Below are 24,868 nucleotides of genomic sequence, written 5' to 3' on the forward strand. Positions count from 1 at the left end.
TGCTCGAAGGGGAGCGACATGGCCACCAAGCCGCCCGCAGGTGATCCCGTACAGGACGCGCCGCAGGTCGCGCCCCCTCAGCACGCGGCGGCCGGCCTGCCCGCGATCGGGCACACGCTGAAGATCGCCCAGGAGCAGATGGGCCTCGTCCGCACCGCCCGCACCCTCCTCAAGGTCAACCAGAAGGACGGCTTCGACTGCCCCGGCTGCGCCTGGCCCGAAGGCGACAAGCGGCACACCGCCGAGTTCTGCGAGAACGGCGCCAAGGCCGTCGCCGAGGAGGCCACCCTGCGCCGGGTCACCCCGGCGTTCTTCGCCGAGCACTCCCTCGCCGACCTCGCCACCCGCTCCGGCTACTGGCTCGGCCAGCAGGGCCGCATCACCGAGCCCGTCTACCTCCCCGAGGGCGGCGACCACTACGAGCCGATCAGCTGGAAGGAGGCCTTCTCGGTGATCGCGCAGGAGCTGCGCGCCCTGTCCTCCCCCGACGAGGCCGTCTTCTACACCTCGGGCCGCACCAGCAACGAGGCCGCGTTCCTCTTCCAGCTCTTCGCCCGCGAGTTCGGCACCAACAACCTGCCCGACTGCTCCAACATGTGCCACGAGTCCTCGGGCTCCGCGCTGAACGAGACGATCGGCATCGGCAAGGGCAGCGTCTCCCTCGAAGACCTCCACCAGGCCGAACTGATCATCGTCGCCGGGCAGAACCCGGGCACCAACCACCCGCGCATGCTCTCCGCCCTGGAGAAGGCCAAGCAGGCCGGCGCGAAGATCATCTCGGTGAACCCGCTGCCCGAGGCCGGCACCGAACGCTTCAAGAACCCCCAGACCCCCCTCGGCATGTTCAAGGGCACCGCCCTGACCGACCTCTTCCTCCAGATCCGCATCGGCGGCGACCAGGCCCTCTTCCGCCTCCTCAACAAGCTCGTCATCGAGGCCGACGGGGCCACCGACGAGGCCTTCATCCGCGAGCACACCCACGGCTACGAGGAGTTCGCGGCCGCCGCCCGGGAAGCCGACTGGGACGAGACCCTCACCGCCACCGGCCTCACCCGCCCCGACATCGAAGCCGCCCTGGCCATGATCCTGGCCTCGAAGCGCACCATCGTCTGCTGGGCCATGGGCCTGACCCAGCACAAGCACGCCGTCGCCACCATCCGCGAGGTCGTCAACCTCCTCCTGCTGCGCGGCGACATCGGCCGCCCCGGCGCCGGCGTCTGCCCCGTCCGCGGCCACTCGAACGTCCAGGGCGACCGCACCATGGGGATCTTCGAACGTCCCGCGCCCGCCTTCCTCGACGCCCTCGACCGCGAATTCGCCATCACCTCGCCGCGCGCCCACGGCTTCGACGTCGTCCGCGCCATCCAGGCCCTGCGCGACGGCGAGGCCAAGGTCTTCTTCGCCATGGGCGGCAACTTCGTCGGCGCCACCCCCGACACCGACGTCACCGAGGCCGCGATGCGCCGCGCCTCCCTGACCGTGCACGTCTCCACCAAGCTCAACCGCTCCCACGCCGTCACCGGCCGGCGCGCCCTGATCCTGCCCACCCTCGGCCGCACCGACAAGGACGTCCAGGCCTCCGGCAAGCAGTTCGTGACCGTCGAGGACTCCATGGGCATGGTCCACGCCTCCCGCGGCAACCTCGCCCCCGCCTCCCCCCACCTGCTGTCCGAGCCCGCCATCGTCGCCCGCATGGCCCGCGCCGTCCTCGGCGGCGCCTCCGCCACCCCGTGGGAGGAGTTCGAAGCCGACTACGCCGCCATCCGCGACCGCATCGCCCGCGTGATCCCCGGCTTCGAGGACTTCAACGCCCGCGTCGCCCACCCCGGCGGCTTCCGGCTCCCGCACGCCCCCCGCGACGAACGCCGCTTCCCCACCAGGACCGGCAAGGCCAACTTCACCGCCGCCCCCGTCGAGTACCCGCGCGTGCCCGCCGGCCGCCTGCTCCTGCAGACCCTGCGCAGCCACGACCAGTACAACACCACCATCTACGGCCTCGACGACCGCTACCGCGGCATCACCGGCGGCCGCCGCGTCGTCATGGTCCACCCCGACGACGCCGCCGAGCTGGGCCTGGCCGACGGCTCCTACACCGACCTCGTCAGCGAGTGGACCGACGGCGTCGAGCGCCGGGCGCCCGGCTTCCGCGTCGTCCACTACCCGACCGCCCGGGGCTGCGCCGCCGCCTACTACCCCGAGACCAACGTGCTGGTCCCCCTCGACTCCACCGCCGACACCAGCAACACCCCCGCCAGCAAGTCCGTCGTCGTGCGCTTCGAGCGGGCCTGACGGACCTGATAGAACGGCCCCGACACACATCGGTTAACGAGCGTTGACGAACGGAGCAGACCCCATGGCCGAGCAGCACGCCGAGCACGCCGTGAAGTTCCCGCAGGAGGTCCTCGACGAGTACGCGGCCCTGGGCATAGACCTGCCCGCCCTCTTCTCCGCCGGCGACCTCGGCACCCGCATGGAGATCCGCGTCCTGGAGGCCTCCGCCGAGCGGGTCGTCGCCACCATGCCGGTCAAGGGCAACACCCAGCCCTACGGACTCCTGCACGGCGGCGCCTCCGCCGTCCTGGCCGAGACCCTCGGCTCCATCGGCGCGATGATGCACGGCGGCATCAACAAGATCGCCGTCGGCGTCGACCTGAACTGCACCCACCACCGCGGCGCCCGCTCCGGCCTGGTCACCGGCGTCGCCACCCCCGTCCACCGGGGCCGCTCCACCGCCACCTACGAGATCGTCATCTCCGACGAGCAGGACCGCCGCGTCTGCACCGCCCGCCTCACCTGCCTGCTGCGCGACACGGAGTCGTAACAAGCCCGCCGATACGAGCAGTTGTGCGGCTCCCGGTGCCGGTCTAGCGTTCCCCCCATGGGATCGGGACCGGCGCCGCGGCGCGCCACCGCCGCGCGCGTGACCACCCCCGCGGCGTTCCCGGCGGGCGGGCCGGGGCGGTGAGCGGGGGCATCGGGCCCGTGGAGCCCGGGGAGGGCACGACCGGCCGCGAGGCCCCGCGCACGGGTCCCCGTGCGCCCGCGAACCGGCTGGCCGAGACGGTCCGCGCGGGCGCCGCCCGGCACCGGCGGGCCCTGCTGGCCCTGGGGGCGGCCGCCGTCCTGGCCGCGGGCGCCGCCCGCTGGTACGCCACCCGGCCCGAGGCGCCGGCGCCCGTCGCACCGGCGCCGCCCTCCCAGACGCTGTCCCTCGCCTACGGGGACCCCCTCGACCCGCCTCCCGCCGGGAGCGCCTTCGCGTTCACTGTGCGTGTGCGGACCGACTCCGGCCCGGCCGTGACGCTGGAGCGGATCGGCCAGCCGTCGAGCGCGCTGAGCGTGGCGATCCAGCCGGTCCTGCCGGTCACGGTGGCGGCGGGGGAAGTCCGCGAGCTGATCCTGACGATTCAGGCCAAGGATTGCGTGCATGTAGCACGGAATTCCGGAATGCCATTCCTCGAAGTAACCCTGAGTAATGGATTCCAGAAAGAGGATCACAGTTACATCCCCGGTGACCGATATGCCAGGGACCTTTCCGTCGCCCTGACCAGGGCCTGTCCCGATACCCGAGACGGAGCGACCGCACCCCCGTCATGACCAACGGGCCCCAGAGTCCTGGCGCGACAGGACTCAAAGCGCTCCATGGTCCTCACCGGTCTCAGCATGCGGACAAGACGAACCGGCCTGAATTCCCCCGTTCCACCCGCAGAGATCCGCTATGTATTACGCCGTGGCATAACAAGAGAGTCACATCATTGGCCTGAGCCCTCCATATCCCCCGATGAGCCGCTTAGAGTCACGGCCAGTTACCGCGACCGCCGGATTCCCTTCAGTTCGGTTCCCGCGTTCGACTCGGCGCGTCCCAGGGGGGACGCGGCGCCAGGAAAGGACTGATCGTGCGTCATCGTCAGCTCATCGCCGTGACCGCCGCCCTCGCCGCGGGCGCCCTCACTCTGACCGCCTGCGGCTCTCGCGACAGCGGCGGCTCCGCCGGCGACGGTGGCAACACCACGGTCGTCATCGGCGTCGACGCCCCGCTGACCGGCGACCTCTCCGCCCTCGGCCTCGGCATCAAGAACTCCGCGGACCTCGCCGCCAAGCAGGCCAACGAGAAGAAGTACGTCAAGGGCGTCACCTTCAAGATCCAGGCGCTCGACGACCAGGCCCAGGCCTCCTCCGGCCAGCAGAACGCCACCAAGCTCACCGCCGACAAGGACGTCCTCGGCGTCGTCGGCCCGCTGAACTCCTCGGTCTCCGAGTCCATGCAGAAGGTCTTCGACGACGCCAAGCTGGCCCAGATCTCCCCGGCCAACACCAGCCCGTCCCTGACCCAGGGCCCCAAGTGGGCCGAGGGCCAGAAGGTCCGCACCTACAAGAGCTACTTCCGCACCGCCACCACGGACGCCATCCAGGGCCCGTTCGCGGCGCAGTACCTCTTCAACAAGGCGGGCAAGAAGAAGGTCTTCATCATCGATGACAAGAAGACCTACGGCGCCGGCCTCGCCGGAACCTTCAAGGGCGAGTTCACCAAGCTCGGCGGCGCCGTCGCCGGCGAGGGTCACATCGACCCGGACTCCAAGGACTTCTCCGCGATCGTGACCCAGGTCAAGAGCTCGGGCGCCGACGTCGTCTACTACGGCGGCGAGTACCCCGCGGCCGGCCCGCTCAGCAAGCAGATCAAGGCTTCCGGCGCCAACATCCCGCTCGTCGGCGGTGACGGCATCTACGACAAGAAGTTCGTCGAGCTCGCGGGCGACGCCGCCGGCGGCGACCTCGCCACCTCCGTCGGCGCCCCCGTCGAAAGCCTCCCCTCCGCCAAGGACTTCGTCGCCAACTACACCAAGGCCGGCTACAAGGACCCCTTCGCGGCCTACGGCGGCTACTCCTACGACTCCGCCTGGGCGGTCATCGAAGCGGTCAAGAAGGTCGTCGACGCCAACGACGGCAAGCTCCCCTCCGACGCCCGCACCAAGGTCCTCGAAGCCGTCCAGGGCGTCTCCTTCGACGGCGTGACCGGCAAGGTCTCCTTCGACGAGTTCGGCGACGCCACCAACAAGCAGCTCACCGTCTACAAGGTCGACGGCGGCGAGTGGAAGTCCGTCGAGTCCGGCACCTACGGCGGCTGACCTCCCCCCGGCCGAACCGCTAGCCCCTAGCCACCGGCCCGCCTCACCCCTCACCCGCCGCGCGGGGCGCGCACCTTGCGCCCCGCGCGGTGTCACATCCGTCGAAAGACTCGGAGGACCTGCGGTGCACGAACTGCCGCAACAGCTGGTCAACGGCCTGCTACTGGGATCCATGTACGGGCTCGTCGCCATCGGCTACACGATGGTCTATGGCATTGTCCAGCTCATCAACTTCGCCCACGGCGAGATCTTCATGACAGGCGGGTTCGGAGCCCTCACGGTCTGGCTGATGCTCCCCGGCGGCACCACCATGTGGCTCGCCCTGCCCCTCATGATCATCGGTGCGATCATCATCGCCACCCTCATAGCCGTCGGAGCCGAACGCTTCGCCTACCGCCCCCTGCGCAGCGCTCCCCGGCTCGCACCGCTCATCACCGCCATCGGCCTCTCCATCGTCCTCCAGCAGGCGGTATGGGCCTGGTACCCCGACGCGAAGTCCTCCAGGGTCTTCCCCGAAATCCCCGGCGGCCCCTTCCACATCGGCAGCATCACCATCCAGACCGGTGACGTCTTCCTGCTGATCGCCGCCCCCATCTCCATGGCCATCCTCGGCTTCTTCGTCAAGAAGACCCGCACCGGCCGCGGCATGCAGGCCACCGCCCAGGACCCCGACACCGCCAAGCTCATGGGCATCAACACCGACCGCATCATCACGGTCGCCTTCGCCCTCGGCGCCGCGTTCGCCGCCATCGGAGCCGTCGCCTACGGCCTCAAATACGGCGAAGTCAACTACCGCATGGGCTTCATCCTCGGCCTCAAGGCCTTCACCGCCGCCGTCCTCGGCGGCATCGGAAACATCTACGGCGCCATGATCGGCGGCCTGGTCCTCGGCCTCGCCGAAACCCTCACCACCGCCTACATCGCCGACGTCCCCGGCATGAGCCAGCTCGGCGGCCAGTCCTGGGGCAACACCTGGGCGTTCGTACTCCTCATCCTCGTGCTGCTCTTCCGACCCCAGGGTCTGCTGGGCGAGCGCGTGGCCGACAGGGCGTGAGAACCATGACGACAACCACCACCGACACCACCGAGCAGACGGTCCCCGCCGGCCGCGCGGGAGTCTCCCTCCCCGAGAAGACGGCCCGCGCCCTCGCCACCGCCGGCGGCGCCCTCACCGTCCTCTCCTGCTTCCTCGCCTGGACCTGGACCTCCGCCTTCCCCGGCGACCTCACCGTCTACGGATACCCCGGCGGCCTCCAGTGGCTCGTCCTCGTCGGCGGCGCCCTCACCACCCTCTTCGGCCTCTCCTCCTACGGCATCAAGGGCCTGCGCTGGCTCACCCCCGCCGGAGCCGACGCCGCGATCAAACTCACCGCCCTCGGCACCCTGCTCACCGTCCTCTACACGGCCTGGGCCATCAGCGACACCCTCGGCGGCCTCGTCAACCTCGAACCCGGCGGCTTCATCGCCCTCGTCACCGCCGCCGCCGCCTACCTCGGCGCCCGCTCCCTCCCCTTCGAACGCCCCGCACTCGAACTCGCGGACCCCGAAGACAGCTGGTGGGAGCAGACCAAGCACAACATCGGCAACAGCTGGGCCGTCACCAAGGCCGCCCACGCCTCAGGCACCCCCAAGCCCGCCCGCGAACTCCCGGCCTACGCCGAGATCCTGCTGATCGCAGCCCTCCTCGCCGTCGCACTCGGCGTCTTCACCTTCGGCGTCACCACCTCGTACCAGGACCTCTTCATCGGGTTCCTGATCGCCGCCGGCTTCCTCTTCGGCGCCATCCACAAAGCCGGCCTCGTCGCCCGCTTCAGCGCCCTCACCAACAAGCACCGCAACGTCGCCCTCGTCGGCGCCTTCGTCGCGGCCGCCGCCTTCCCGCTCACCCAGACCGACGACCAGTACGCGACCCTCGGCGTCAACATCCTCATCTTCGCCACCGTCGCCCTCGGCCTGAACATCGTCGTCGGCCTCACCGGCCTCCTCGACCTCGGCTACGTCGCCTTCCTCGGCGTCGGCGCCTACACCGCGGCCCTGGTCTCCGGCTCCCCCAACTCCCCCTTCGGAGTGCACTTCCCCTTCTGGGCCGCGATCCTCCTCGGAGCCGGCGCGTCCATGGTCTTCGGCGTCCTCATCGGCGCCCCGACCCTGCGCCTGCGCGGCGACTACCTCGCCATCGTCACCCTCGGCTTCGGAGAGATCTTCCGGATCTCGATGAACAACCTCGACGGCGTCTCCGGCCCCGACCTCACCAACGGCCCCAACGGCATCGCCGGCGTCCCCAACGTCGACCTCTTCGGCTTCGACTTCGGCGCCAGCCACACCCTCGCCGGATTCACCATCGGCCGCTTCGCCAACTACTTCTTCCTGATGCTCCTGGTCACCCTCATCGTGGTCATGGTCTTCCGGCGCAGCGCCGAATCCCGCATCGGCCGCGCCTGGGTCGCCATCCGCGAAGACGAGACCGCCGCCGAAGCCATGGGCATCAACGGCTTCCGCGTCAAACTCATCGCCTTCGCCCTCGGCGCCACCCTCGCCGGCCTCGCCGGCGCCGTACAGGCCCACGTGAACTACACCGTCACCCCGGACCAGTACGTCTTCGCCAACGCCGTCCCCCCGAACTCGGCGTTCCTCCTCGCCGCCGTCGTCCTCGGCGGCATGGGCACCATCGCCGGACCCCTCGTCGGCGGCGCCCTCCTCTTCCTCATCCCCAACAAGCTCCAGGACTTCGGCGACATCCAGCTCCTCGCCTTCGGCATCGCACTCGTCGTCCTGATGCGCCTGCGCCCCGAAGGCCTCATCCCCAACCGGCGCAACCAGCTCGAACTGCACAAGGACCTCGAAGCACCCACAGTCCTCGGCAAGACAGGGGCCTGATCCATGACCACCACCACGACCGAGACGGTCACCGAGACGGTCCTCGACGCCCGCGGCGTCACGATGCGCTTCGGTGGCCTCACCGCCGTCAAGAACGTCGACCTCACCGTCCGCAGCGGCGAGATCGTCGGCCTCATCGGCCCCAACGGCGCCGGCAAGACCACCTTCTTCAACTGCCTCACCGGCCTCTACATCCCCACCGAGGGCGAAGTCCGGTACAAGGGCACGGTCCTGCCCCCCAAGTCCTACAAGGTCACTGCGGCCGGCATCGCCCGCACCTTCCAGAACATCCGTCTCTTCAACAACATGACGGTCCTGGAAAACGTCCTCGTCGGACGCCACACCCGCACCAAGGAAGGCCTCTGGTCCGCCCTCCTGCGCCTGCCCAGCTTCGGCCGCGCCGAAGAAGCCAGCCGCACCCGCGCCATGGAACTCCTGGACTTCATCGGCCTCGCCCACAAGGCCGACCACCTCGCGCGCAACCTCCCCTACGGCGAACAGCGCAAGCTGGAAATCGCCCGCGCCCTCGCCAGCGACCCCGGCCTCATCCTCCTCGACGAGCCCACCGCCGGCATGAACCCCCAGGAAACCCGCGCCGCCGAAGAACTCATCTTCGCGATCCGCGACCAGGGCATCGCCGTCCTCGTCATCGAGCACGACATGCGCTTCATCTTCAACCTCTGCGACCGCGTCGCCTGCCTCGTCCAGGGCGAGAAGCTCATCGAAGGCACCGCCACCGAAGTCCAGAGCGACGAACGCGTCATCGCCGCCTACCTCGGCGAACCCTTCGAAGGCGCCCCCGGCGCCGACGAAGCCGCGGAAGTCGAAGCCGCGGAAGCCGCAGCCGCGGAAGCCGGGGCAGCGGAAGCCGGGGCAGCGGAAGCCGAAGCCACGGAAGCCGAGGCCGCGGAGGCGCACAGCACCACCAGCACGGACGGAGAAGCCAAGTGACCGCCCTCCTCGAGGTCGAAGACCTCCGCGTCGCCTACGGCAAGATCGAAGCCGTCAAGGGCATCTCCTTCACCGTCGAAGCCGGCCAGATCGTCACCCTCATCGGCACCAACGGCGCCGGCAAGACCACCACCCTGCGCACCCTCTCCGGCCTCATCAAGCCGGCCGGAGGCCAGGTGAAGTTCGAGGGCAAATCGCTCAAGAAGGTCCAGGCACACGACATCGTCGCGCTCGGGCTCGCCCACTCCCCCGAGGGGCGGCACATCTTCCCGCGCATGACCATCGAGGACAACCTGCTCCTCGGCGCCTACCTCCAGAACGACAAGGCCGCCATTCAGCAGGACGTCGAGCGCGCCTACGAGCTCTTCCCGATCCTGGGCGAACGCCGCAAGCAGGCCGCCGGCACCCTCTCGGGCGGCGAGCAGCAGATGCTCGCCATGGGCCGCGCGCTCATGTGCCGCCCGAAGCTGCTCATGCTGGACGAGCCCTCCATGGGCCTCTCCCCCCTCATGATGCAGAAGATCATGGCGACGATCGCCGAGCTCAAGGCGGCCGGGACCACGATCCTGCTGGTCGAGCAGAACGCCCAGGCCGCGCTGTCGCTCGCCGACCAGGGCCACGTCATGGAGATCGGCAAGATCGTCCTGTCGGGCCCGGGCCGCGAACTCCTCGTCAACGAGGACGTCCGCAAGGCCTACCTCGGCGAGGACTAGCCCCCGCCACCCCGCTCACGCGTGAGGCCCGTCCCCCTGGGGGACGGGCCTCACGCTTCTCGCGTACCGCTACTTCCCGGCGCTCTGCTTCTTCTCCTCGGCGTCCTCAATGACCGCCTCGGCGACCTGCTGCATCGACATGCGGCGGTCCATGGAGGTCTTCTGGATCCACCGGAAGGCAGCCGGCTCGGTCAGCCCGTACTGGGTCTGCAGGATGCTCTTGGCACGGTCCACCAGCTTGCGGGTCTCCAGACGCGCGGAAAGGTCCGCGACCTCCTTCTCCAGCGCCTTCAGCTCCGCGAAGCGGGACACGGCCATCTCGATGGCCGGGACGACGTCGCTCTTGCTGAACGGCTTCACCAGGTACGCCATGGCCCCGGCGTCCCGGGCCCGCTCGACGAGGTCGCGCTGCGAGAACGCGGTCAGCATCAGGACGGGGGCGATGGACTCCTCCGCGATCTTCTCGGCGGCGGAGATCCCGTCCAGGACGGGCATCTTCACATCCAGGATCACCAGGTCGGGCCGGTGCTCCCGAGCCAGCTCGACGGCCCTCTGCCCGTCCCCGGCCTCCCCGACGACGGAGTACCCCTCCTCCTCCAGCATCTCTTTCAGATCCAGACGGATGAGCGCCTCGTCCTCGGCGATGACGACCCGGGTCGTCAGCGGCGGAACGTGCGACTGGTCGGCGTCGGGCGTGGGCGTCGACTCATGCTCGGCGGTCACGGGGGCTCCTTGATACGGGGCACTACTGCTCCCCTGAGCCTACCTAGCTGCGGTAAGGTGTACTCGCAGCGGGTCGACCTCAACCTTCGATCCATAAGCCCCGGTAGCCCAATTTGGCAGCAGGCAGTGGATTCAAAACCCACACAGTGTCGGTTCGAGTCCGACCCGGGGCACTTTTCCTTCATTTCCAAGGTCACGCGAGAATCGCGTGACCTTCACTCGTTTCGGGGAAGCCGAGCGAAATACGCCACGTGATCGAATCCCGCGCGGCAGCGTCGGCCACATGTACGACTTGAACACTCGCGCACACGCGCTGGACCTGCTCGCCGACGGGCGCAGCCTGAACTCCGTCAGCAAAGAAACCGGGATATCCCGCGCCGCCATCCGGGCGTGGACATCGCGTGTAGAGCCCCTTCCGCGCCTTCTCCCCCACGCGCTGCCCTGCACGGCGCCCACGGACGAGGCGTCATACGCGTACTTGCTCGGCCTCTATCTCGGTGATGGCTGCATCAGCCCGCATCCGCGCGGAGGACACCATCTCCGGATCGCCTGCGCCGACGCGTGGCCGGGACTCATCGAACTGTGCCGCGCGGCGATCAAGGCTGTACGGCCCGATGAAAGGGTCCACCTGCTGCAGAAGCAGGGCTGCGTGGCCGTGACCAGCTACGGGCGGCACTGGACGTGCATGTTCCCGCAACACGGGCCCGGCCGGAAACACGATCGGCGGATCGTCCTCGAACCGTGGCAGCAGGACATCGTCGATGCGCACCCGTGGGCGTTCATCCGGGGACTGATCCACTCCGACGGGTGCCGGAGCATCAACTGGACCGTGCGGAACGGCAAGCGGTACGAGTACCCCCGCTACTTCTTCACCAACAAGTCCGACGACATCCGGAAGCTGTGTACCGACACCCTCACCAAGGTCGGGGTGCGGTGGACCGTGCTCGCGCGGGGGGCCGATCCGTACAACGTTTCCGTCGCCCGGAAAGCGTGCGTCGCGCTCATGGATCTGCACGTCGGGGCCAAGTACTAGGGCTGCCACGCGGTGGGCCGGCGTTTCGGCTGGTGACACCCCGGGGGTGGGGGGTGTCACCGGGCCTGCGCTGCGGGGGGGGTGGGGCTAGCGGACCGCGTCGCCGATGTGGTGGATGCGGACGAGGTTGGTCTTGCCGCTGACGCCGGGCGGTGAGCCGGCGGTGATCACGACGACGTCGCCGGGGACGCAGCGTCCGATGCGCAGGAGTTCTTCCTCGACCTGGGCGACCATGGCGTCGGTGGAGTCGACGTGGGGGCCGAGGAAGGTTTCGACGCCCCAGGTGAGGTTGAGCTGGGAGCGGGTGGCCTCGTCGGGGGTGAAGGCGAGCAGGGGGATGGGTGAGCGGTAGCGGGAGAGCCGGCGGACGGTGTCTCCGCTCTGGGTGAAGGCGACGAGGAATTTCGCGCCGAGGAAGTCGCCCATTTCGGCGGCGGCGCGGGCGACGGCTCCGCCCTGGGTGCGGGGTTTGTTGCGGTCGGTGAGGGGCGGGAGGCCCTTGGCGAGGATGTCTTCTTCGGCGGCTTCGACGATGCGGGCCATGGTGCGGACGGTTTCGACGGGGTATTTGCCGACGCTGGTTTCGCCGGAGAGCATGACGGCGTCGGTGCCGTCGATGACGGCGTTGGCGACGTCGGAGGCTTCGGCGCGGGTGGGGCGGGAGTTGTCGATCATCGAGTCGAGCATCTGGGTGGCGACGATGACCGGCTTGGCGTTGCGTTTGGCGAGTTTGACGGCGCGCTTTTGGACGATGGGGACGTGTTCGAGGGGCATTTCGACGCCGAGGTCGCCGCGGGCGACCATGATGCCGTCGAAGGCGGCGACGATGTCGTCGATGTTGTCGACGGCCTGGGGCTTTTCGATCTTCGCGATGACGGGGAGGCGTCGGCCTTCTTCGTCCATGATGCGGTGGACGTCTTCGATGTCGTGGCCGCTGCGGACGAAGGAGAGGGCGATGACGTCGGCGCCGGTGCGCAGGGCCCAGCGGAGGTCGTCGATGTCTTTTTCGGAGAGGGCGGGGACGGAGACGGCGACGCCGGGGAGGTTGAGTCCCTTGTGGTCGCTGACCATGCCGCCTTCGATGACGCGGGTGTGGACGCGGGGCCCTTCGACGGCGGTGACTTCGAGGGTGACGCGGCCGTCGTCGACGAGGATGCGTTCGCCGGTGGTGACGTCGGCGGCGAGGCCCTTGTAGGTGGTGCCGCAGGTGTGGCGGTCACCTTCGTGGTCTTCGACGGTGATGGTGAAGTCGTCGCCGCGTTCAAGGAGTACGGGGCCTTCGTGGAAGCGGCCGAGTCGGATCTTCGGGCCTTGAAGGTCGGCGAGGATGCCGACGCTGCGGCCGGTCTCGTCGGAGGCCTTGCGTACGCGCTGGTAGCGCTCCTCGTGTTCGGCGTAGGTGCCGTGGCTGAGGTTGAGGCGGGCGATGTCCATTCCGGCTTCGACCAGGGCTTTGATCTGGTCGTATGAGTCGGTGGCGGGGCCCAGGGTACATACGATTTTCGCTCGGCGCATGGGTCGAGCGTATGCCCCTACCAGGCAGTAGGAAATTGGTTCCGGGTGTCCACTCAACAACCGTTAGGCAAAAGGTTGTTGACATTTATTGAATGTGCATCGGGGTGCTCTGATGAGCACCCCGACAGGGGCACCGGTTCGGCGTTTTGTACGGGTTTCAGAGCTGCGGCGGGGTCATCGTGAAGCGGGCGTTGACCTGGGCGTAGACGGTCTGCCGCTGGGGTTCGAGGTCGAGGGGCGGGGCGACGGAATCCTCGGCGTCGGCGGCGAAGGCCATGGTGCGCATGCCGCCCCCGCCGGGCCGGCCGAGGGGGGCGCCGTTCTCGGCGCCGAGGTCGGCGAGCTCGACCAGGGCGGCGAGTTCGGCGCCGAGGGCCTGGGCGTATTCGCGGGCGCGCTGGACGGCTTCGAGGACGGCCTGGCGGCGGGCTTCGCCGTGGGCGGGCGAGGTGGGGCGCAGGGCCCACCAGGGGCCGTCGACCTGGGTGAGTTCGAGGTCGGCGAGGCGGGTGGTGAGTTCGCCGAGGGTGGTGAAGTCGTTGAGTTCGGCGGTGATGTGGACGCGGCCGTGGTAGGCGCGGACGCGTTCGGCGCGGCCGTGGCGGGTGAGTTCGGGGGTGATGGAGAAGGCGCCGGTTTCGAGTTTCTCGACGGGTTCGCCGTAGCTCTTGACGAGGTCGAGGACGGCGTTGTTGCGGCGGGTGAGGTCTTCGAGGGCGGCGCGGCGGTCGGTGCCGCGGGCGCTGACGGTGATGCCGATGCGGGCGATCTCGGGGTCGACTTCGAGGCGGGCTTCGCCGCGGACGGCGACGCGCGGGGTTTCGGGGGTTCCGTAGGGCAGGTGTGCGGCGTCCCGGCTGTTGCTGATGGCTTCGTCGGTCATGGTTTCACTGTCGCACTGTCGCTCGTACGGGTGTGGTCATCGGATCGAAACCTGGTGGGGGTGTTGCGCTTTGTTACCGGTGGGTCAGAATCTACGCGCGTTGTTCACGCCTCGAAACACACGCCTCACAAGGGGAGATGGCATGGCGTTCGACCGTAGGAAGTTCATGGGGGCCTCGGCCGCGACGGGTGCGGCGGTGGCGCTGGCGGGGGCCACGAGCACCCCGGCCGCCGCGCAGGAGGGCCCGCAGGCCGGTTCGCTGGGGGCCGCGAAGGGGCCGCGTACGTACGCGTTCACCGTGATGGGGACGACCGATCTGCACGGCAACGTCTTCAACTGGGATTACTTCACGGACAAGGAGTTCGACGACAAGGCGCACAACGATGTCGGCCTGGCGAAGATCTCGACGCTGGTGGAGCAGGTGCGGGCGGACCGGGGCCGGTGCAACACGCTGCTGATCGACGCCGGTGACACGATCCAGGGCACGCAGCTCTCGTACTACTACGCGAAGGTGGATCCGATCACCGCGCGGCGCGGTCCGGTGCATCCGATGGCGCAGGCGATGAACGCGATCGGCTATGACGCGGCGGCGCTGGGGAACCACGAGTTCAATTACGGGATCCCGGTGCTGCGCAAGTTCGAGGAGCAGTGTGACTTCCCGCTGCTGGGGGCGAACGCGCTGGACGCGAAGACGCTGCGGCCGGCGTTCCCGCCATACAGCATGCACCGGCTGCGCACGCCGCACGGGCGGGACGTGAAGGTGGCGGTGCTGGGGCTGACGAACCCGGGGATCGCGATCTGGGACAAGGCGAACGTGCAGGGGAAGATGACGTTCCCGGGGCTGGAGGAGCAGGCGGCGAAGTACGTGCCGAAGCTGCGCTCGATGGGTGCGGACGTGGTGATCGTGTCGGCGCATTCGGGGTCCAGCGGTACGTCGAGCTACGGGGACCAGCTGCCGTACGTCGAGAACGCGGCCGCGCTGGTGGCGGAGCAGGTGGCGGGGATCGACGCGGTCCTGGTGGGTCACGCGCACACGGAGATCCCGGAGTACCGGGTGCGGAACAAGGCGACCGGCAAGGACGTGGTGCTGTCGGAGCCGTTGAAGTGGGGGCAGCGGCTGACGCTGTTCGATTTCGAGCTGGTGTGGGACAAGGGCCGCTGGTCGGTGGCGAAGGTCGCGGCGCGGGTGCTGAACTCGAACACGGCGGCCGAGGACGAGAAGATCGTGCGGCTGCTGTCGGACGAGCACCGCAAGGTGGTCGCGTACGTCAACCAGGTGATCGGTACGTCGGCGCAGGCGATGTCCTCGGCGGACGGGCCGGTGAAGGACGTGCCGGTGATCGACCTGATCAACCATGTGCAGGCGGAGACGGTGAAGGCGGCGCTGGCCGGTTCGGAGTGGGCGGCGCTGCCGGTGCTGTCGCAGGCGTCGTGTTTCTCGCGGACGGCGTCGATTCCGGCGGGGCAGATCACGATCAAGGACGCGGCGGGGCTGTACCCGTTCGAGAACACGCTGGAGGCGCGGCTGCTCACGGGTGCGCAGCTGAAGGACTACCTGGAGTTCTCGGCGCGGTACTACGTGCGGACGGCGGTGGACGCGCCGGTGGATCCGGCGAAGCTGACGAACGCGGAGGGCATTCCGGACTACAACTACGACGCGGTGTACGGGCTGACGTACGACATCGACGTGTCGCGGCCGGTGGGGTCGCGGATCTCGGGGTTGTCGTTCGCGGGGAAGCCGGTGGATCCGGCGGCGCGGTTCGTGTTCGCGGTGAACAACTACCGGGCCTCGGGGGGCGGGAACTTCCCGCATGTTCCGCAGGCCAGGCAGCTGTGGGCGAATTCGGAGGAGATCCGTAACACGATCATCCAGTGGGTGAAGGCGAAGGGGGCGGTGGACGCGTCGACGTTCGCGTCGGTGGACTGGCGGCTGACGCGGGCGGGTGTGCCGGTGTTCTAGTCCTGCGCCTTATGGGTGTTCGACGAGGGGGAGCAGCTCGCCCGCGGGGTGCGGGCGGGTGTGCTCCCGCTGTTCGAGGCCGAAGGTGGTGAAGGCGGTGCGGCGGGGCTGGGGGTAGGGCTCTTTGTCGGTAAGGGTGTTGAGGATGGCGGCGCTGCGCCAGGCGGCGAGGCCGAGGTCGGGGGCACCGACGCCGTGGGTGTGGCGTTCGCCGTTCTGGACGAAGACGGTTCCGGTGACGGAGGGGTCCAGGATCATGCGGTGGCGGTCGTCGATGCGGGGGCGGCCGGAGGAGTCCTTGCGCAGGTAGGGGTCGAGGCCGGCGAGGAGGCTGGTGAGGGGGCGTTCCTCGTAGCCGGTGGCGAGGACGACGGCGTCGGTGGTGAGGCGGGAGCGGGTGCCCTGCTGGGTGTGTTCGAGGTGGAGTTCGACCTTGGTGGTGGCGACGCGGCCGGCGGTGCGGACGCTGACGCCGGGGGTGAGGACGGCGTCGGGCCAGCCGCCGTGGAGGGTGCGGCGGTAGAGCTCGTCGTGGATGGCGGCGATGGTGGCGGCGTCGATGCCCTTGTGGAGTTGCCATTGGGCGGGGATGAGGTGGTCGCGGACGGGTTCGGGGAGGGCGTGGAAGTAGCGGGTGTAGTCGGGGGTGAAGTGTTCGAGGCCGAGTTTGGAGTACTCCATGGGGGCGAAGGAGGGGGTGCGGGCGAGCCAGGTGAGGCGTTCGTGGCCGTGGGGGCGGGTGCGCAGCAGGTCGAGGAAGATTTCGGCGCCGGACTGGCCTGATCCGATGACGGTGACGTGGTCGGCGCCGAGGATGCGTTGGCGGTTGTCGAGGTAGTCGGCGGAGTGGATGACGGGGACGGTGGGGGCGTCGGCGAGGGGGCGCAGGGGTTCGGGGATGTAGGGGGTGGTGCCGATGCCGAGGACGAGGTTGCGGGTGTGGGTGCGGCCGAGGGCTTCGGCTTCGCCGTCGGGGTCGAGTTGGGTGAAGTCGACTTCGAAGAGGTCGCGTTCGGGGTTCCAGCGGACGGCGTCGACCTGGTGGCCGAAGTGGAGTCCGGGGAGGCGGCCGGCGACCCAGCGGCAGTAGGCGTCGTATTCGGCGCGTTGGATGTGGAACTGCTCGGCGAAGTAGAAGGGGAAGAGCCGTTCCTTGTGTTTGAGGTAGTTGAGGAAGGTCCAGGGGCTGGCGGGGTCGGCGAGGGTGACGAGGTCGGCGAGGAAGGGGACTTGGAGGGTGGCGCCGTCGATGAGGAGGCCGGGGTGCCAGCGGAAGTCGCGGCGCTGGTCGTAGAAGGCGGTGGCGAGGGGGTTGACGCCTTGTTGGGGGAGGCCGTGGGCGAGGGCGGCGAGGGAGAGGTTGAAGGGGCCGATGCCGATTCCGACGAGGTCGTGGGGTGTTTCGAGCTGGGCGGTCATCGGGGGGTTCTGCCTTCCAGGAGGGCGACGAGGGTGTCGAGGTCCTGCGCGGTGGTGTGCGGGTTGAGCAGGGTGGCTTTGAGCCAGAGGCGGCCGTCGGCGGTGGCGCGGCCGAGGACGGCGGTGCCGTCGTGGAGGAGGGTGCGGCGCAGGGTGGCGAGGTGGTCGTCGTCCGTGGGGGTGGGTCGGAAGAGGACCGTGGTGAGGGTGGGGTGCGCGTGGAGTTCGAAGCCGGGGTGGGCGTCGAGGAGTGCGGCGAGCCGGTGGGCTGCGGCGTGGGTGAGGTCGATGAGGTGGGCGAGGCCGTCGCGGCCGAGTGAGCGCAGGGTGACGGCGATCTTGAAGGCGTCGGGGCGGCGGGTGGTGCGCAGGGAGCGGCCGAGGAGGTCGGGGAGGCCGGCTTCGGTGTCGTCGGCGGCGTTGAGGTAGTCGGCCTGGTGGCCGAGGGGGGCCAGGAGGCGGCTGTCGGGGACGGCGAGGAGGCCGGCGGCGACGGGCTGCCAGCCGAGTTTGTGCAGGTCGAGGGTGAGGGAGCGGGCGCGGGTGAGGCCGTCGAGCCGGTGGCGGTGGCGGGGGCTGAGGGCGAGGGTGCCGCCGTAGGCGGCGTCGATGTGGAGGTCGGCGCCGTGCCGGTCGCAGAGGTCGGCGAGGGGGGTGAGGGGGTCGATGAGGCCGGCGTCGGTGGTGCCCGCGGTGGCGGTGACGAGGACGGGGCCGGGGGTGGTGGCGAGGGCTTCGGCGAGGGTGGCGGGGTCGAGGACGCCGCTGGGGGTGGGGAGGGCGACGGCGGGGGGCAGGCCGAGGAGCCAGGCGGCGCGCGGGATGGAGTGGTGGGCGTTGGCTCCCTGCAGGACGGTCAGGCGGGGGCCGTGGCGTTCGCGGGCGAGCAGCAGGGCGAGCTGGTTGGCTTCGGTGCCGCCGGTGGTGAGGACGGCGTCGGCGCGGGGGGTGGCGTAGAGCTCGGCGGCGAGGGCGCGGGTGAGGTGGGCCTCGATGGCGGAGGCGGCGGGGGCCTGGTCCCAGGAGTCGAGGGAGGGGTTGAGGGCGCTGGCGGCGAGGTCGGCGGCGGCGGCGACCGCGAGCGGGGGGCAGTGCAGGTGGGCGGCGCACAGGGGGTGGGCGGGGTCGGCGGCGCCGGCGGCGAGGGTGTGGGTGAGGGTGCGGAGGGCTTCGTGGTCGCCGGTGCCGTGGTCGGGCAGTACGTCGCCCAGTGCGGCGGCGACCCGGGCGGCGGTGGCGTCGGGGCCGCCGGCGGGGAGGGGTCCGCCGCGTTCCTCGGCGCCGGTGCGCAGGGCGGTGAGGACGGTGTCGAGGAGGGGCCGCAGCGCGTCGCCGCCGTGGCGTCCGCCGGCGAGCGGGGGCGCTTGCGGGGGCGTGGGCGCGGTCATGGGGCCTCCGGAGGCTCGGCACGTACGGGGCACCGTCCGGCGGAGGCCGTACGGAACACCCGGCCGGTACAACGATCCAACCCGAATGGGGTAACCGCCGGGGCGTCTCCGCCCTCCCTTTCCGGCCGCCTGGGGCCGCGGCGTCCGGCCAGCGGCGGGGCGGGGCGGGGCCGGCCGGGGCGTCCCGCGGGCGGTGGGGCCGGGCCGGAGCGTCCCGCCGGGAACAGGACCGGACCGAGGTACCCCGTCGGAAACGGGACCGCGCCGAGGCGCCCCGCCGGCAGCCGGGCCGCAGCCGGGGTGGCCGGCCGGGGAGGCCGGTCTGGCTGGGGGTGGGCCGTCGGGCAGCGTTGGGGGCTGCCCGACGGGGTGGGGTCAGGGGTTGCGGACGCGCAGGGCGCGGGCGAGGTCGTCGAGTTGGTCGACGAGCTGGCGGCGCAGGAGGGGCAGGATGCCGGGGGTTTCGAGGCAGGCGCGGCCGGCCTGGAGGTTCGTTTCGTCCACGGCGTGGGCCGGGAAGGCCCAGCGGCCGGCGGCCTGGCCGATGGCGGGGCCGCGGCGGGCGGCGAGGGCGACGGCGTCGGGGTAGTAGCGGGGGACGTACTCCCGTACGAGGTCGGCTTGTTCGGGCTTCCAGAAGCCCTGGGCGGTGGCGCTGAAGAGGTAGTTGGACAGGGTGTCGTCGTGGAAGAGGCGCTGCCAGGCTGCGGCCTTGGCCTCGGCGGTGGGCAGGGCGGCGCGGCAGCGGGCGGCGCCTTCGCGGCCGGTGGCGCTGGGGTCGGCGGCGAGGGCGGCGTCGATGTCGGCTTCGTCGACGGCGCCGAGGACGGAGAGCCGGCCGAGGATGCGCCAGCGCAGTTCGGGGTCGAGTTCGGGGCTGCCGCCGACGGTGCCGTCCGCGAGCCAGGCGGCGATGGTGTCGGGCTGGGTGGCGCTGTCGATGGCGGCGCGGACGGCGGCGAGGCGCAGTCCGGGTTCGCGGCCGTCCTCGGTGCGGCGCAGCAGGGCGCGGGCGATGGAGCCGATGGTGGTGAGGGCGGCGCCGCGCTGTTCGGGGGCGGTGTAGTGGTCGGCGATCTGGGTGCGGGCGAAGGCGAGGACGCCTTGGACGACGGCGAGGTCGCTCTCCTCGGGGAGGTGGGCCTCGGCGGTGGCGAGGTAGGTGGCGGGTTCGAGTGCGCCGTCGCGGACCATGTCGCGCAGGGAGGTCCAGATGACGGTGCGGCTGAGGGGGTCGGGGATGCGGGAGAGGTCGCGCAGGGCGGTGTGGAGGGAGGTTTCGTCGAGGCGGACCTTGGCGTAGGTGAGGTCGCCGTCGTTGAGGAGGAGCAGGGCGGGGCGGGGGCCGGAGGCGGAGAGGATCTCGTCGGAGGGGACGTCGAGTTCGAGGAGTTCGGCGCGTTCGAGGCGGCCGTCGGGGGTGCGGGTGTAGGTGCCGGCGGTGATGCGGTGGGGGCGGCTGCCGTTCCGGTCGACGGTGAGGGTCCAGCCGCCGGGGCTTTCCTCGATGTGGGGGGTGAGGGTGTCGGGGCCGGTGGTGCGCAGCCAGATGTCGGCCCAGCTGTGGACGTCGCGGTCGGTGTGGGCGGCGAGGGAGTCCACGAAGTCGGCGAGGGAGGCGTTGGCGAACTTGTGGCGGGCGAAGTGGGTGTTGATGCCGGCGAGGAAGTCCTTCTCGCCGAGCCAGGCGACGAGCTGGCGCAGGGCGGAGGCGCCCTTGGCGTAGGAGATGCCGTCGAAGTTGAGGAGGGCGGAGGCGGTGTCGGGGACGTCGTCGGGGCCGGGGGCGACGGGGTGGGTGGAGGGGCGCTGGTCGGCGTCGTAGCCCCAGGATTTGCGGGTGACGCCGAACTCGGTCCAGGTGTCGGTGAAGCGGGTGGCTTCGGTGAGGGTCTGGTAGCCCATGTATTCGGCGAAGGATTCGTTGAGCCAGATGTCGTCGAACCAGGCGAGGGTGACGAGGTCGCCGAACCACATGTGGGCCATTTCGTGGGCGATGACCATGGCGCGGGTCTGGCGTTCGGTGTCGGTGACGGCGGAGCGGAAGACGAATTCGTCGCGGAAGGTGACGAGGCCGGGGTTTTCCATGGCGCCGGCGTTGAACTCGGGGACGAAGGCCTGGTCGTAGGAGTCGAAGGGGTAGGGCTCGGCGAACTTCTCGTGGTAGCGGTCGAAGCAGGCGGTGGTGACGGAGAGGATCTCCTCGGCGTCGGCGTCGAGGTGGGGGGCGAGGGAGCGGCGGCAGTGGATGCCGAAGGGCAGGCCGGCGTGTTCGGTGGTGACGCTGTGCCAGGGGCCGCCGGCGAGGGCGGCGAGGTAGGTGGAGATGAGGGGGGTGGGGGCGGAGGTCCAGAGGCCGGCGCCGTCGCTGTCGCGGTCGCCGGTGCGGGTGGTGATGCCGTTGGCGAGGACGGTCCAGTGGGCGGGGGCGGTGACGGTGAAGGCGAAGACGGCCTTGAGGTCGGGCTGGTCGAAGGCGGGGAAGACGCGCTGGACGTCGTCCATGAACATCTGGGAGTAGACGTACGTCTCTCCGTCCGCGGGGTCGGTGAAGCGGTGCAGGCCCTCGCCGGTGCGGGAGTAGCGCATGCGGGCCTCGACGCGCAGCTCGTGGGGGCCTTCGGTGAGGTCGGTGAGCGGGAGGCGGTTGTCGTCGAGGGCGGCGGGGTCGAGGGGGTGGCCGTCGAGCGTCGCGGAGCGCAGTTCTTCGGGCTTCAGTTCCACGAAGGTGTCGCCCGGGGTGCGGGCGCTGAACCTGATGACGGTGGTGGACTCGAAGGTGTCGTCGCCGGTGGTGAGGTCGAGGGCGACGGCGTAGTCGTGGACGTCGAGGAGCCGGGCTCGGAGCTGCGCTTCGTTGCGCGTCAGTGCGGACATGCGCCCATGCTGCCTGACGGGTGCGCCGTGCCGAAGGGGGCGGGGGCCGGAGGTGGGGCCCCCGCTTCGTCGGGGCGTCGGGGGTGCGGTTACTGCTCTTCGCCGGCGGCGATGGTCTCGTGGTGGCGGATGACCTCGGCGATGATGAAGTTGAGGAGCTTTTCGGCGAAGGCCGGGTCGAGCTTGGCGTTCTCGGCGAGCTGGCGCAGGCGGGCGATCTGGCTGGCCTCGCGGCTGGGGTCGGCAGGGGGCAGCTGGTGCCTGGCCTTGAGGTGGCCGACCTGCTGGGTGCACTTGAAGCGCTCGGCGAGCATGTGGACCACGGCCGCGTCGATGTTGTCGATGCTGTCGCGCAGGCGGGACAGCTCGGCGGTGACGCTCTCGTCGCTCGCGCGGACCTCGCCGGTCTCGTCGATGTCGCTGGTGTTCATGGTTCCCGAGAATACGTGGCGCTCGCGCGGGTTCGCGCTGCCGGTCGGCCTGTGAGACGGGGTGCCGGCTCCGCCTCCCTGCCATCTACTTGCCAATGTGGAAAGTAGTAGCCATTCTGGCAAGGGGCGAATCGCCCCGAGGTGGCGCAGGAGACGGGGGAACGGCCATGAGCGATGCGGTACGGGCGAGGGAGGCCCTGGTCCGGGTGACCGGGCTGGAGGGGGCGGTGCGGGAGCGGTCGGGTTGGTACGCGCGCTACCTGTGGGTCTTCGCGGCGGGGCAGTTGCTGCTCGTACCGCTGGCGCTGTCGTTCCACGGGCACGGCCCGGCCCCTGTGGTGGCCTTCGCGGTGGCCAACGCGGCGCTGGTGTCCGGGCTGAGCGGGTACGCGGCGCGGCAGCGGGTCGTGCGGCGGGGCTTCGGGCTCAAGCACGGGCTGGTGATCGGGGGCTGGGGGGTGCTGTTCGGGGTCGCGGTCGGCCTGGGCACCACGGTGTTCGCGGACCGGGCGGGCTTCGCGGTGGCCGCGGCGGTGGCGTGTGCGCTGCCGGCCGCGGTGGGGGCCCTGACGGAGACGCGGAGGGCCTCGTGACGGACGGCGGGGCGCGCTCGGGGAACCCGGACGGTTCGGGCACCGGCCCGGCGGCGGGGGGCGCCGGGGCGGCCGGGTCACGGGCCTGGGGGCATCCCCGGCACGATCTGGCGCCGCTGCTCAACGCTCCGGTGCGGCTGTCGGTGGTGGCGGCGCTGGCTCCGCTGGACAAGGCGGAGTTCGCGTTCGTACGGGACCTGGTGGAGGTCAGCGACTCGGTGCTGTCCAAGCAGGTCGCCGCCCTGGAGGGGGCGGGCTGGGTGGCGGTGTCCAAGGGGCGGGCCGGGCGTCACTCCCGCACCTGGCTGTCCCTCACCCCCGAGGGACGCGAGGTCTACTGGCGCCACCTGGCCGCGCTCCGGGCGATCGCCCTCGGGTAGCGGCGACGGCAACGGGCCGGTCGGGTCGGCCGGGTCACAGGGGTAGGAGGGCGGTGACGAGCCAGCCGCCTTCGGGGGCGGGGCCGGCGGTGAGGGAGCCGCCGAGGGCTTCGGCGCGTTCCGTCATCCCGGCGAGGCCGTAGCCGCCGCCGCGGGCCTGTTCCGAGAGGCGGGCGGGGCGGCCCCCGTCGTCGGCGATCCGTACTTCGAGGCCGGTGGGGACGCCGCGCAGGCTGATGCGGACGGCGGTGGCGGTGGCGGCGTGTTTGGAGATGTTGGTGAGGGCTTCGAGGACGATGCGGTGGGCGGTGGCGGCGACGTGGCCGGGGACCCGCTGGTCGAGGCCGTCCTCGATGGAGAGCAGCACGGGCGGGCCGGTCGCGGAGAAGCGTTCGGTGAGCCCGCGCAGGTCGCCGAGCCCGGCTACGGGGGCGTGGGCGGCGCTCCCGGGGCCGGCGCCGGGGCCGGGGCCGGAGCCAGGGCCGGGGCCGTGGGCCGCTCCGGCGTGGTCGCCCTCGCGGAGTATGGCGACGAGGCGCCGCATGGAGCCCAGGGCCTCGTCCCCGGCGGCTTCGATGCGGCCGAAGATCTCGGCGGCGCGTTCGGCGGTGACCTGGGTGAAGCGGGCGGCCCGGGCCTCGACGACGATGCCGGTGACGTGGTGGGCGACGAGGTCGTGGAGCTCACGGGCGAGCTCCAGGCGTTCGGCGGTGCGTACGGCGCGCAGCTCGCGCACGCGCTGGACGGCCTGGAGGCGCAGCAGCAGGGAGTAGGCGGCGACGACGACGGCGAGGACGCTGAAGAGCAGGGTGAACCGGCCGGGGTCGCTGTCGCGGACGGGGACGGCCATGCAGCCCAGCCCGAGGAGGGAGCCGAGGACGGCGGCGGTGCGGACGGGGGCGCGCTGCAGGACCTGGGAGAGCAGGACGAGCAGGGCGAGGGCCTCCCCGCCGCCCCAGACGACGAGGGGGTGGTTGCCGAACATCAGCAGCAGGGTGGCGGTCCAGGTGACGGCGGCGGCGAACCAGGCGCGGGCGAGGAGGGGGACGCGGGGCCAGGGGGCGGCGCCGAGGCAGACGAGGATGCCGGAGATCCAGACGGCGGCGTGCGGGAGGCTGGGCCGGCGGGCCAGGACGACGCCCTCGAAGGTGACGAGGGCGAGGAGGACCAGGCAGACGAGGAGCCGGATCCCGTCGGCGGCGCGGGGGTGGCGGCGCGACCACGCGGCGAGGGGGCTCACGCCGTGGTGGCGGCGAGGCCGCTCTCCCAGGCCCAGGCGGCGATCTCGACGCGGTTGCGGGCGTCGAGCTTGGCCTGGACGTTGGCCAGGTGCGTCTTGACGGTGGACAGCGACACGTACAGCTCGGCGGCGATCTCGGCGTTGGTCAGCCCGCGGGCGAGGCAGCGTACGACGTCCCGTTCGCGTTCGGTGAGGGGTTCGGCGGGGCGGCGCGCGGCCCGGGCCGCCTGGGCGGCGGGGGTGCGGGGGACCATGTCGCGCAGCAGGCGCACGGTGATGGCCGGGGAGACGAGGGAGTCGCCGACGGCGGCGGCGCGGACGGCTTCGACCAGCATGGCCGGGCTGGCGTCTTTGAGGAGGAAGCCGCAGGCTCCGCCGTGGAGTGCCGCGTGGACGTATTCGTCGAGGTCGAAGGTGGTGACGATGACGATGCGCGGGCCGTCCCCCTGGGCGGAGAGGCGGCGGGTGACCTCCAGGCCGTCGAGGCCGGGCATGCGGATGTCGAGGAGGAGGACGTCGGGGTGGTGGGTGGCGACGGCCGCGAGGGCGGCTTCGCCGTCGACGACGTCGGCGACGACCTCGATGTCGGACTGGCTTTCGAGGATCATCCGGAAGCCGGTCCGCACCATCTCCTGGTCGTCCGCGATGACCACGCTGATCGCCATGCGCTGCCTCTCCCGCTGCCGTCGCCCGCCGCCGTCGCCCGCTGCCGCCCGAGGGGTCCTCCCATGGGACCCGTGGCCGCCGCGGCCCGCAACC

The 24,868-nt window shown here is 70.9% G+C and carries 21 protein-coding genes and 1 tRNA gene; 13 read left to right on the forward strand and 9 right to left on the reverse strand.

Annotated features, from left to right (window positions below; genetic code table 11):
• Positions 1 to 18 precede the first annotated feature (18 nt).
• The 8 genes from ACZ6ZT_RS29365 to ACZ6ZT_RS29400 all read left to right on the forward strand — a co-directional run bounded on the left by ACZ6ZT_RS29365 (position 19) and on the right by ACZ6ZT_RS29400 (position 9,667).
• Positions 19 to 2,289, forward strand: a complete 2,271-nt coding sequence (locus ACZ6ZT_RS29365; protein WP_469723106.1) for an FdhF/YdeP family oxidoreductase — start codon at positions 19 to 21, stop codon at positions 2,287 to 2,289.
• 64 nt (positions 2,290 to 2,353) lie between these two features.
• A complete protein-coding gene (locus ACZ6ZT_RS29370; protein ID WP_469723108.1) occupies positions 2,354 to 2,821 on the forward strand; it encodes a PaaI family thioesterase in 468 nt (155 codons plus the stop codon).
• A gap of 452 nt (positions 2,822 to 3,273) precedes the next feature.
• Positions 3,274 to 3,597: a hypothetical protein gene (locus ACZ6ZT_RS29375; RefSeq protein ID WP_469723110.1), complete on the forward strand. Its 324-nt coding sequence runs from the start codon at positions 3,274 to 3,276 to the stop codon at positions 3,595 to 3,597.
• Between the two features lie 299 nt (positions 3,598 to 3,896).
• Complete coding sequence (locus ACZ6ZT_RS29380; RefSeq protein WP_469723111.1) at positions 3,897 to 5,126, forward strand: branched-chain amino acid ABC transporter substrate-binding protein; 1,230 nt, start codon at positions 3,897 to 3,899, stop codon at positions 5,124 to 5,126.
• Positions 5,127 to 5,250: 124 nt separating this feature from the next.
• Positions 5,251 to 6,180: a branched-chain amino acid ABC transporter permease gene (locus tag ACZ6ZT_RS29385; RefSeq protein ID WP_469723112.1), complete on the forward strand. Its 930-nt coding sequence runs from the start codon at positions 5,251 to 5,253 to the stop codon at positions 6,178 to 6,180.
• Positions 6,181 to 6,185: 5 nt separating this feature from the next.
• Positions 6,186 to 8,003, forward strand: a complete 1,818-nt coding sequence (locus ACZ6ZT_RS29390) for a branched-chain amino acid ABC transporter permease (protein WP_469723114.1) — start codon at positions 6,186 to 6,188, stop codon at positions 8,001 to 8,003.
• A 3-nt stretch (positions 8,004 to 8,006) separates the two neighbouring features.
• On the forward strand, positions 8,007 to 8,954 hold the full coding sequence (locus tag ACZ6ZT_RS29395) for an ABC transporter ATP-binding protein (RefSeq protein WP_469723116.1): 948 nt from the start codon (positions 8,007 to 8,009) through the stop codon (positions 8,952 to 8,954).
• Positions 8,951 to 9,667: an ABC transporter ATP-binding protein gene (locus tag ACZ6ZT_RS29400; protein ID WP_469723117.1), complete on the forward strand. Its 717-nt coding sequence runs from the start codon at positions 8,951 to 8,953 to the stop codon at positions 9,665 to 9,667. The genes ACZ6ZT_RS29395 and ACZ6ZT_RS29400 overlap by 4 nt, the downstream gene beginning before the upstream one ends.
• A gap of 69 nt (positions 9,668 to 9,736) precedes the next feature.
• Here ACZ6ZT_RS29400 and ACZ6ZT_RS29405 read toward each other — a convergent pair whose 3' ends face one another.
• A complete protein-coding gene (locus ACZ6ZT_RS29405) occupies positions 9,737 to 10,390 on the reverse strand; it encodes an ANTAR domain-containing response regulator (protein ID WP_469723118.1) in 654 nt (217 codons plus the stop codon).
• A 97-nt stretch (positions 10,391 to 10,487) separates the two neighbouring features.
• On the opposite strand from ACZ6ZT_RS29405, the gene ACZ6ZT_RS29410 reads away from it, so the two are divergent.
• Positions 10,488 to 10,563: transfer RNA gene (locus ACZ6ZT_RS29410), tRNA-Leu, on the forward strand.
• 110 nt (positions 10,564 to 10,673) lie between these two features.
• Positions 10,674 to 11,423 carry a helix-turn-helix domain-containing protein gene (locus ACZ6ZT_RS29415; RefSeq protein WP_469723119.1) on the forward strand — a complete coding sequence of 250 codons (750 nt, stop codon included), beginning with the start codon at positions 10,674 to 10,676 and terminating at the stop codon, positions 11,421 to 11,423.
• 87 nt (positions 11,424 to 11,510) lie between these two features.
• Here the strand turns inward: ACZ6ZT_RS29415 and pyk are convergent, their stop codons facing one another.
• Both pyk and ACZ6ZT_RS29425 read right to left on the reverse strand, forming a co-directional pair.
• Positions 11,511 to 12,938, reverse strand: a complete 1,428-nt coding sequence (gene pyk / locus ACZ6ZT_RS29420) for a pyruvate kinase (RefSeq protein WP_469723121.1) — start codon at positions 12,936 to 12,938, stop codon at positions 11,511 to 11,513.
• Between the two features lie 157 nt (positions 12,939 to 13,095).
• Entirely contained in the window at positions 13,096 to 13,821 is a 726-nt protein-coding gene (locus ACZ6ZT_RS29425) for an SIMPL domain-containing protein (protein WP_469723123.1), read from the reverse strand.
• A gap of 142 nt (positions 13,822 to 13,963) precedes the next feature.
• Here ACZ6ZT_RS29425 and ACZ6ZT_RS29430 point away from each other — a divergent pair, with 142 nt between their 5' ends.
• Positions 13,964 to 15,781 (forward strand): bifunctional metallophosphatase/5'-nucleotidase, encoded by a 1,818-nt coding sequence (locus tag ACZ6ZT_RS29430; protein ID WP_469723124.1) that lies wholly within the window; start codon positions 13,964 to 13,966, stop codon positions 15,779 to 15,781.
• 9 nt (positions 15,782 to 15,790) lie between these two features.
• Here ACZ6ZT_RS29430 and ACZ6ZT_RS29435 read toward each other — a convergent pair whose 3' ends face one another.
• The 4 genes from ACZ6ZT_RS29435 to ACZ6ZT_RS29450 all read right to left on the reverse strand — a co-directional run bounded on the left by ACZ6ZT_RS29435 (position 15,791) and on the right by ACZ6ZT_RS29450 (position 21,896).
• The gene (locus ACZ6ZT_RS29435; protein ID WP_469723126.1) at positions 15,791 to 17,200 is read right to left on the reverse strand and encodes a lysine N(6)-hydroxylase/L-ornithine N(5)-oxygenase family protein; all 1,410 of its coding nucleotides are present in this window, start codon (positions 17,198 to 17,200) and stop codon (positions 15,791 to 15,793) included.
• Positions 17,197 to 18,588 (reverse strand): pyridoxal phosphate-dependent decarboxylase family protein, encoded by a 1,392-nt coding sequence (locus tag ACZ6ZT_RS29440; protein WP_469723127.1) that lies wholly within the window; start codon positions 18,586 to 18,588, stop codon positions 17,197 to 17,199. The genes ACZ6ZT_RS29435 and ACZ6ZT_RS29440 overlap by 4 nt, the downstream gene beginning before the upstream one ends.
• Before the next feature lie 375 nt (positions 18,589 to 18,963).
• Positions 18,964 to 21,465 carry an aminopeptidase N gene (gene pepN / locus ACZ6ZT_RS29445; protein ID WP_469723128.1) on the reverse strand — a complete coding sequence of 834 codons (2,502 nt, stop codon included), beginning with the start codon at positions 21,463 to 21,465 and terminating at the stop codon, positions 18,964 to 18,966.
• Between the two features lie 89 nt (positions 21,466 to 21,554).
• Entirely contained in the window at positions 21,555 to 21,896 is a 342-nt protein-coding gene (locus tag ACZ6ZT_RS29450; RefSeq protein WP_469723130.1) for a chorismate mutase, read from the reverse strand.
• Between the two features lie 167 nt (positions 21,897 to 22,063).
• On the opposite strand from ACZ6ZT_RS29450, the gene ACZ6ZT_RS29455 reads away from it, so the two are divergent.
• Positions 22,064 to 22,489, forward strand: coding sequence for a hypothetical protein (locus tag ACZ6ZT_RS29455; protein ID WP_469723131.1), 426 nt, complete (start codon positions 22,064 to 22,066; stop codon positions 22,487 to 22,489).
• A 107-nt stretch (positions 22,490 to 22,596) separates the two neighbouring features.
• Positions 22,597 to 22,869 carry a transcriptional regulator gene (locus ACZ6ZT_RS29460; protein ID WP_469723232.1) on the forward strand — a complete coding sequence of 91 codons (273 nt, stop codon included), beginning with the start codon at positions 22,597 to 22,599 and terminating at the stop codon, positions 22,867 to 22,869.
• Positions 22,870 to 22,903: 34 nt separating this feature from the next.
• Here ACZ6ZT_RS29460 and ACZ6ZT_RS29465 read toward each other — a convergent pair whose 3' ends face one another.
• Complete coding sequence (locus ACZ6ZT_RS29465) at positions 22,904 to 24,109, reverse strand: sensor histidine kinase (protein ID WP_469723132.1); 1,206 nt, start codon at positions 24,107 to 24,109, stop codon at positions 22,904 to 22,906.
• A complete protein-coding gene (locus ACZ6ZT_RS29470; protein ID WP_469723133.1) occupies positions 24,106 to 24,774 on the reverse strand; it encodes a response regulator in 669 nt (222 codons plus the stop codon). The genes ACZ6ZT_RS29465 and ACZ6ZT_RS29470 overlap by 4 nt, the downstream gene beginning before the upstream one ends.
• Positions 24,775 to 24,868: the final 94 nt, after the last annotated feature.

Source organism: Streptomyces sp. NPDC102258 (genome assembly GCF_055584685.1).

Bases quoted from the DNA above. Each gene is read 5' to 3' on its own strand.
- pepN (WP_469723128.1), bottom strand. From the start codon at position 21,465: ATGTCCGCACTGACGCGCAACGAAGCGCAGCTCCGAGCCCGGCTCCTC.
- ACZ6ZT_RS29435 (WP_469723126.1), bottom strand. From the start codon at position 17,200: ATGACCGCCCAGCTCGAAACACCCCACGACCTCGTCGGAATCGGCATC.
- ACZ6ZT_RS29425 (WP_469723123.1), bottom strand. From the start codon at position 13,821: ATGACCGACGAAGCCATCAGCAACAGCCGGGACGCCGCACACCTGCCC.
- ACZ6ZT_RS29390 (WP_469723114.1), top strand. From the start codon at position 6,186: ATGACGACAACCACCACCGACACCACCGAGCAGACGGTCCCCGCCGGC.
- ACZ6ZT_RS29440 (WP_469723127.1), bottom strand. From the start codon at position 18,588: ATGACCGCGCCCACGCCCCCGCAAGCGCCCCCGCTCGCCGGCGGACGC.
- ACZ6ZT_RS29365 (WP_469723106.1), top strand. From the start codon at position 19: ATGGCCACCAAGCCGCCCGCAGGTGATCCCGTACAGGACGCGCCGCAG.
- ACZ6ZT_RS29470 (WP_469723133.1), bottom strand. From the start codon at position 24,774: ATGGCGATCAGCGTGGTCATCGCGGACGACCAGGAGATGGTGCGGACC.
- ACZ6ZT_RS29450 (WP_469723130.1), bottom strand. From the start codon at position 21,896: ATGAACACCAGCGACATCGACGAGACCGGCGAGGTCCGCGCGAGCGAC.
- ACZ6ZT_RS29430 (WP_469723124.1), top strand. From the start codon at position 13,964: ATGGCGTTCGACCGTAGGAAGTTCATGGGGGCCTCGGCCGCGACGGGT.
- pyk (WP_469723121.1), bottom strand. From the start codon at position 12,938: ATGCGCCGAGCGAAAATCGTATGTACCCTGGGCCCCGCCACCGACTCA.
- ACZ6ZT_RS29415 (WP_469723119.1), top strand. From the start codon at position 10,674: ATGTACGACTTGAACACTCGCGCACACGCGCTGGACCTGCTCGCCGAC.
- ACZ6ZT_RS29370 (WP_469723108.1), top strand. From the start codon at position 2,354: ATGGCCGAGCAGCACGCCGAGCACGCCGTGAAGTTCCCGCAGGAGGTC.
- ACZ6ZT_RS29455 (WP_469723131.1), top strand. From the start codon at position 22,064: ATGAGCGATGCGGTACGGGCGAGGGAGGCCCTGGTCCGGGTGACCGGG.
- ACZ6ZT_RS29395 (WP_469723116.1), top strand. From the start codon at position 8,007: ATGACCACCACCACGACCGAGACGGTCACCGAGACGGTCCTCGACGCC.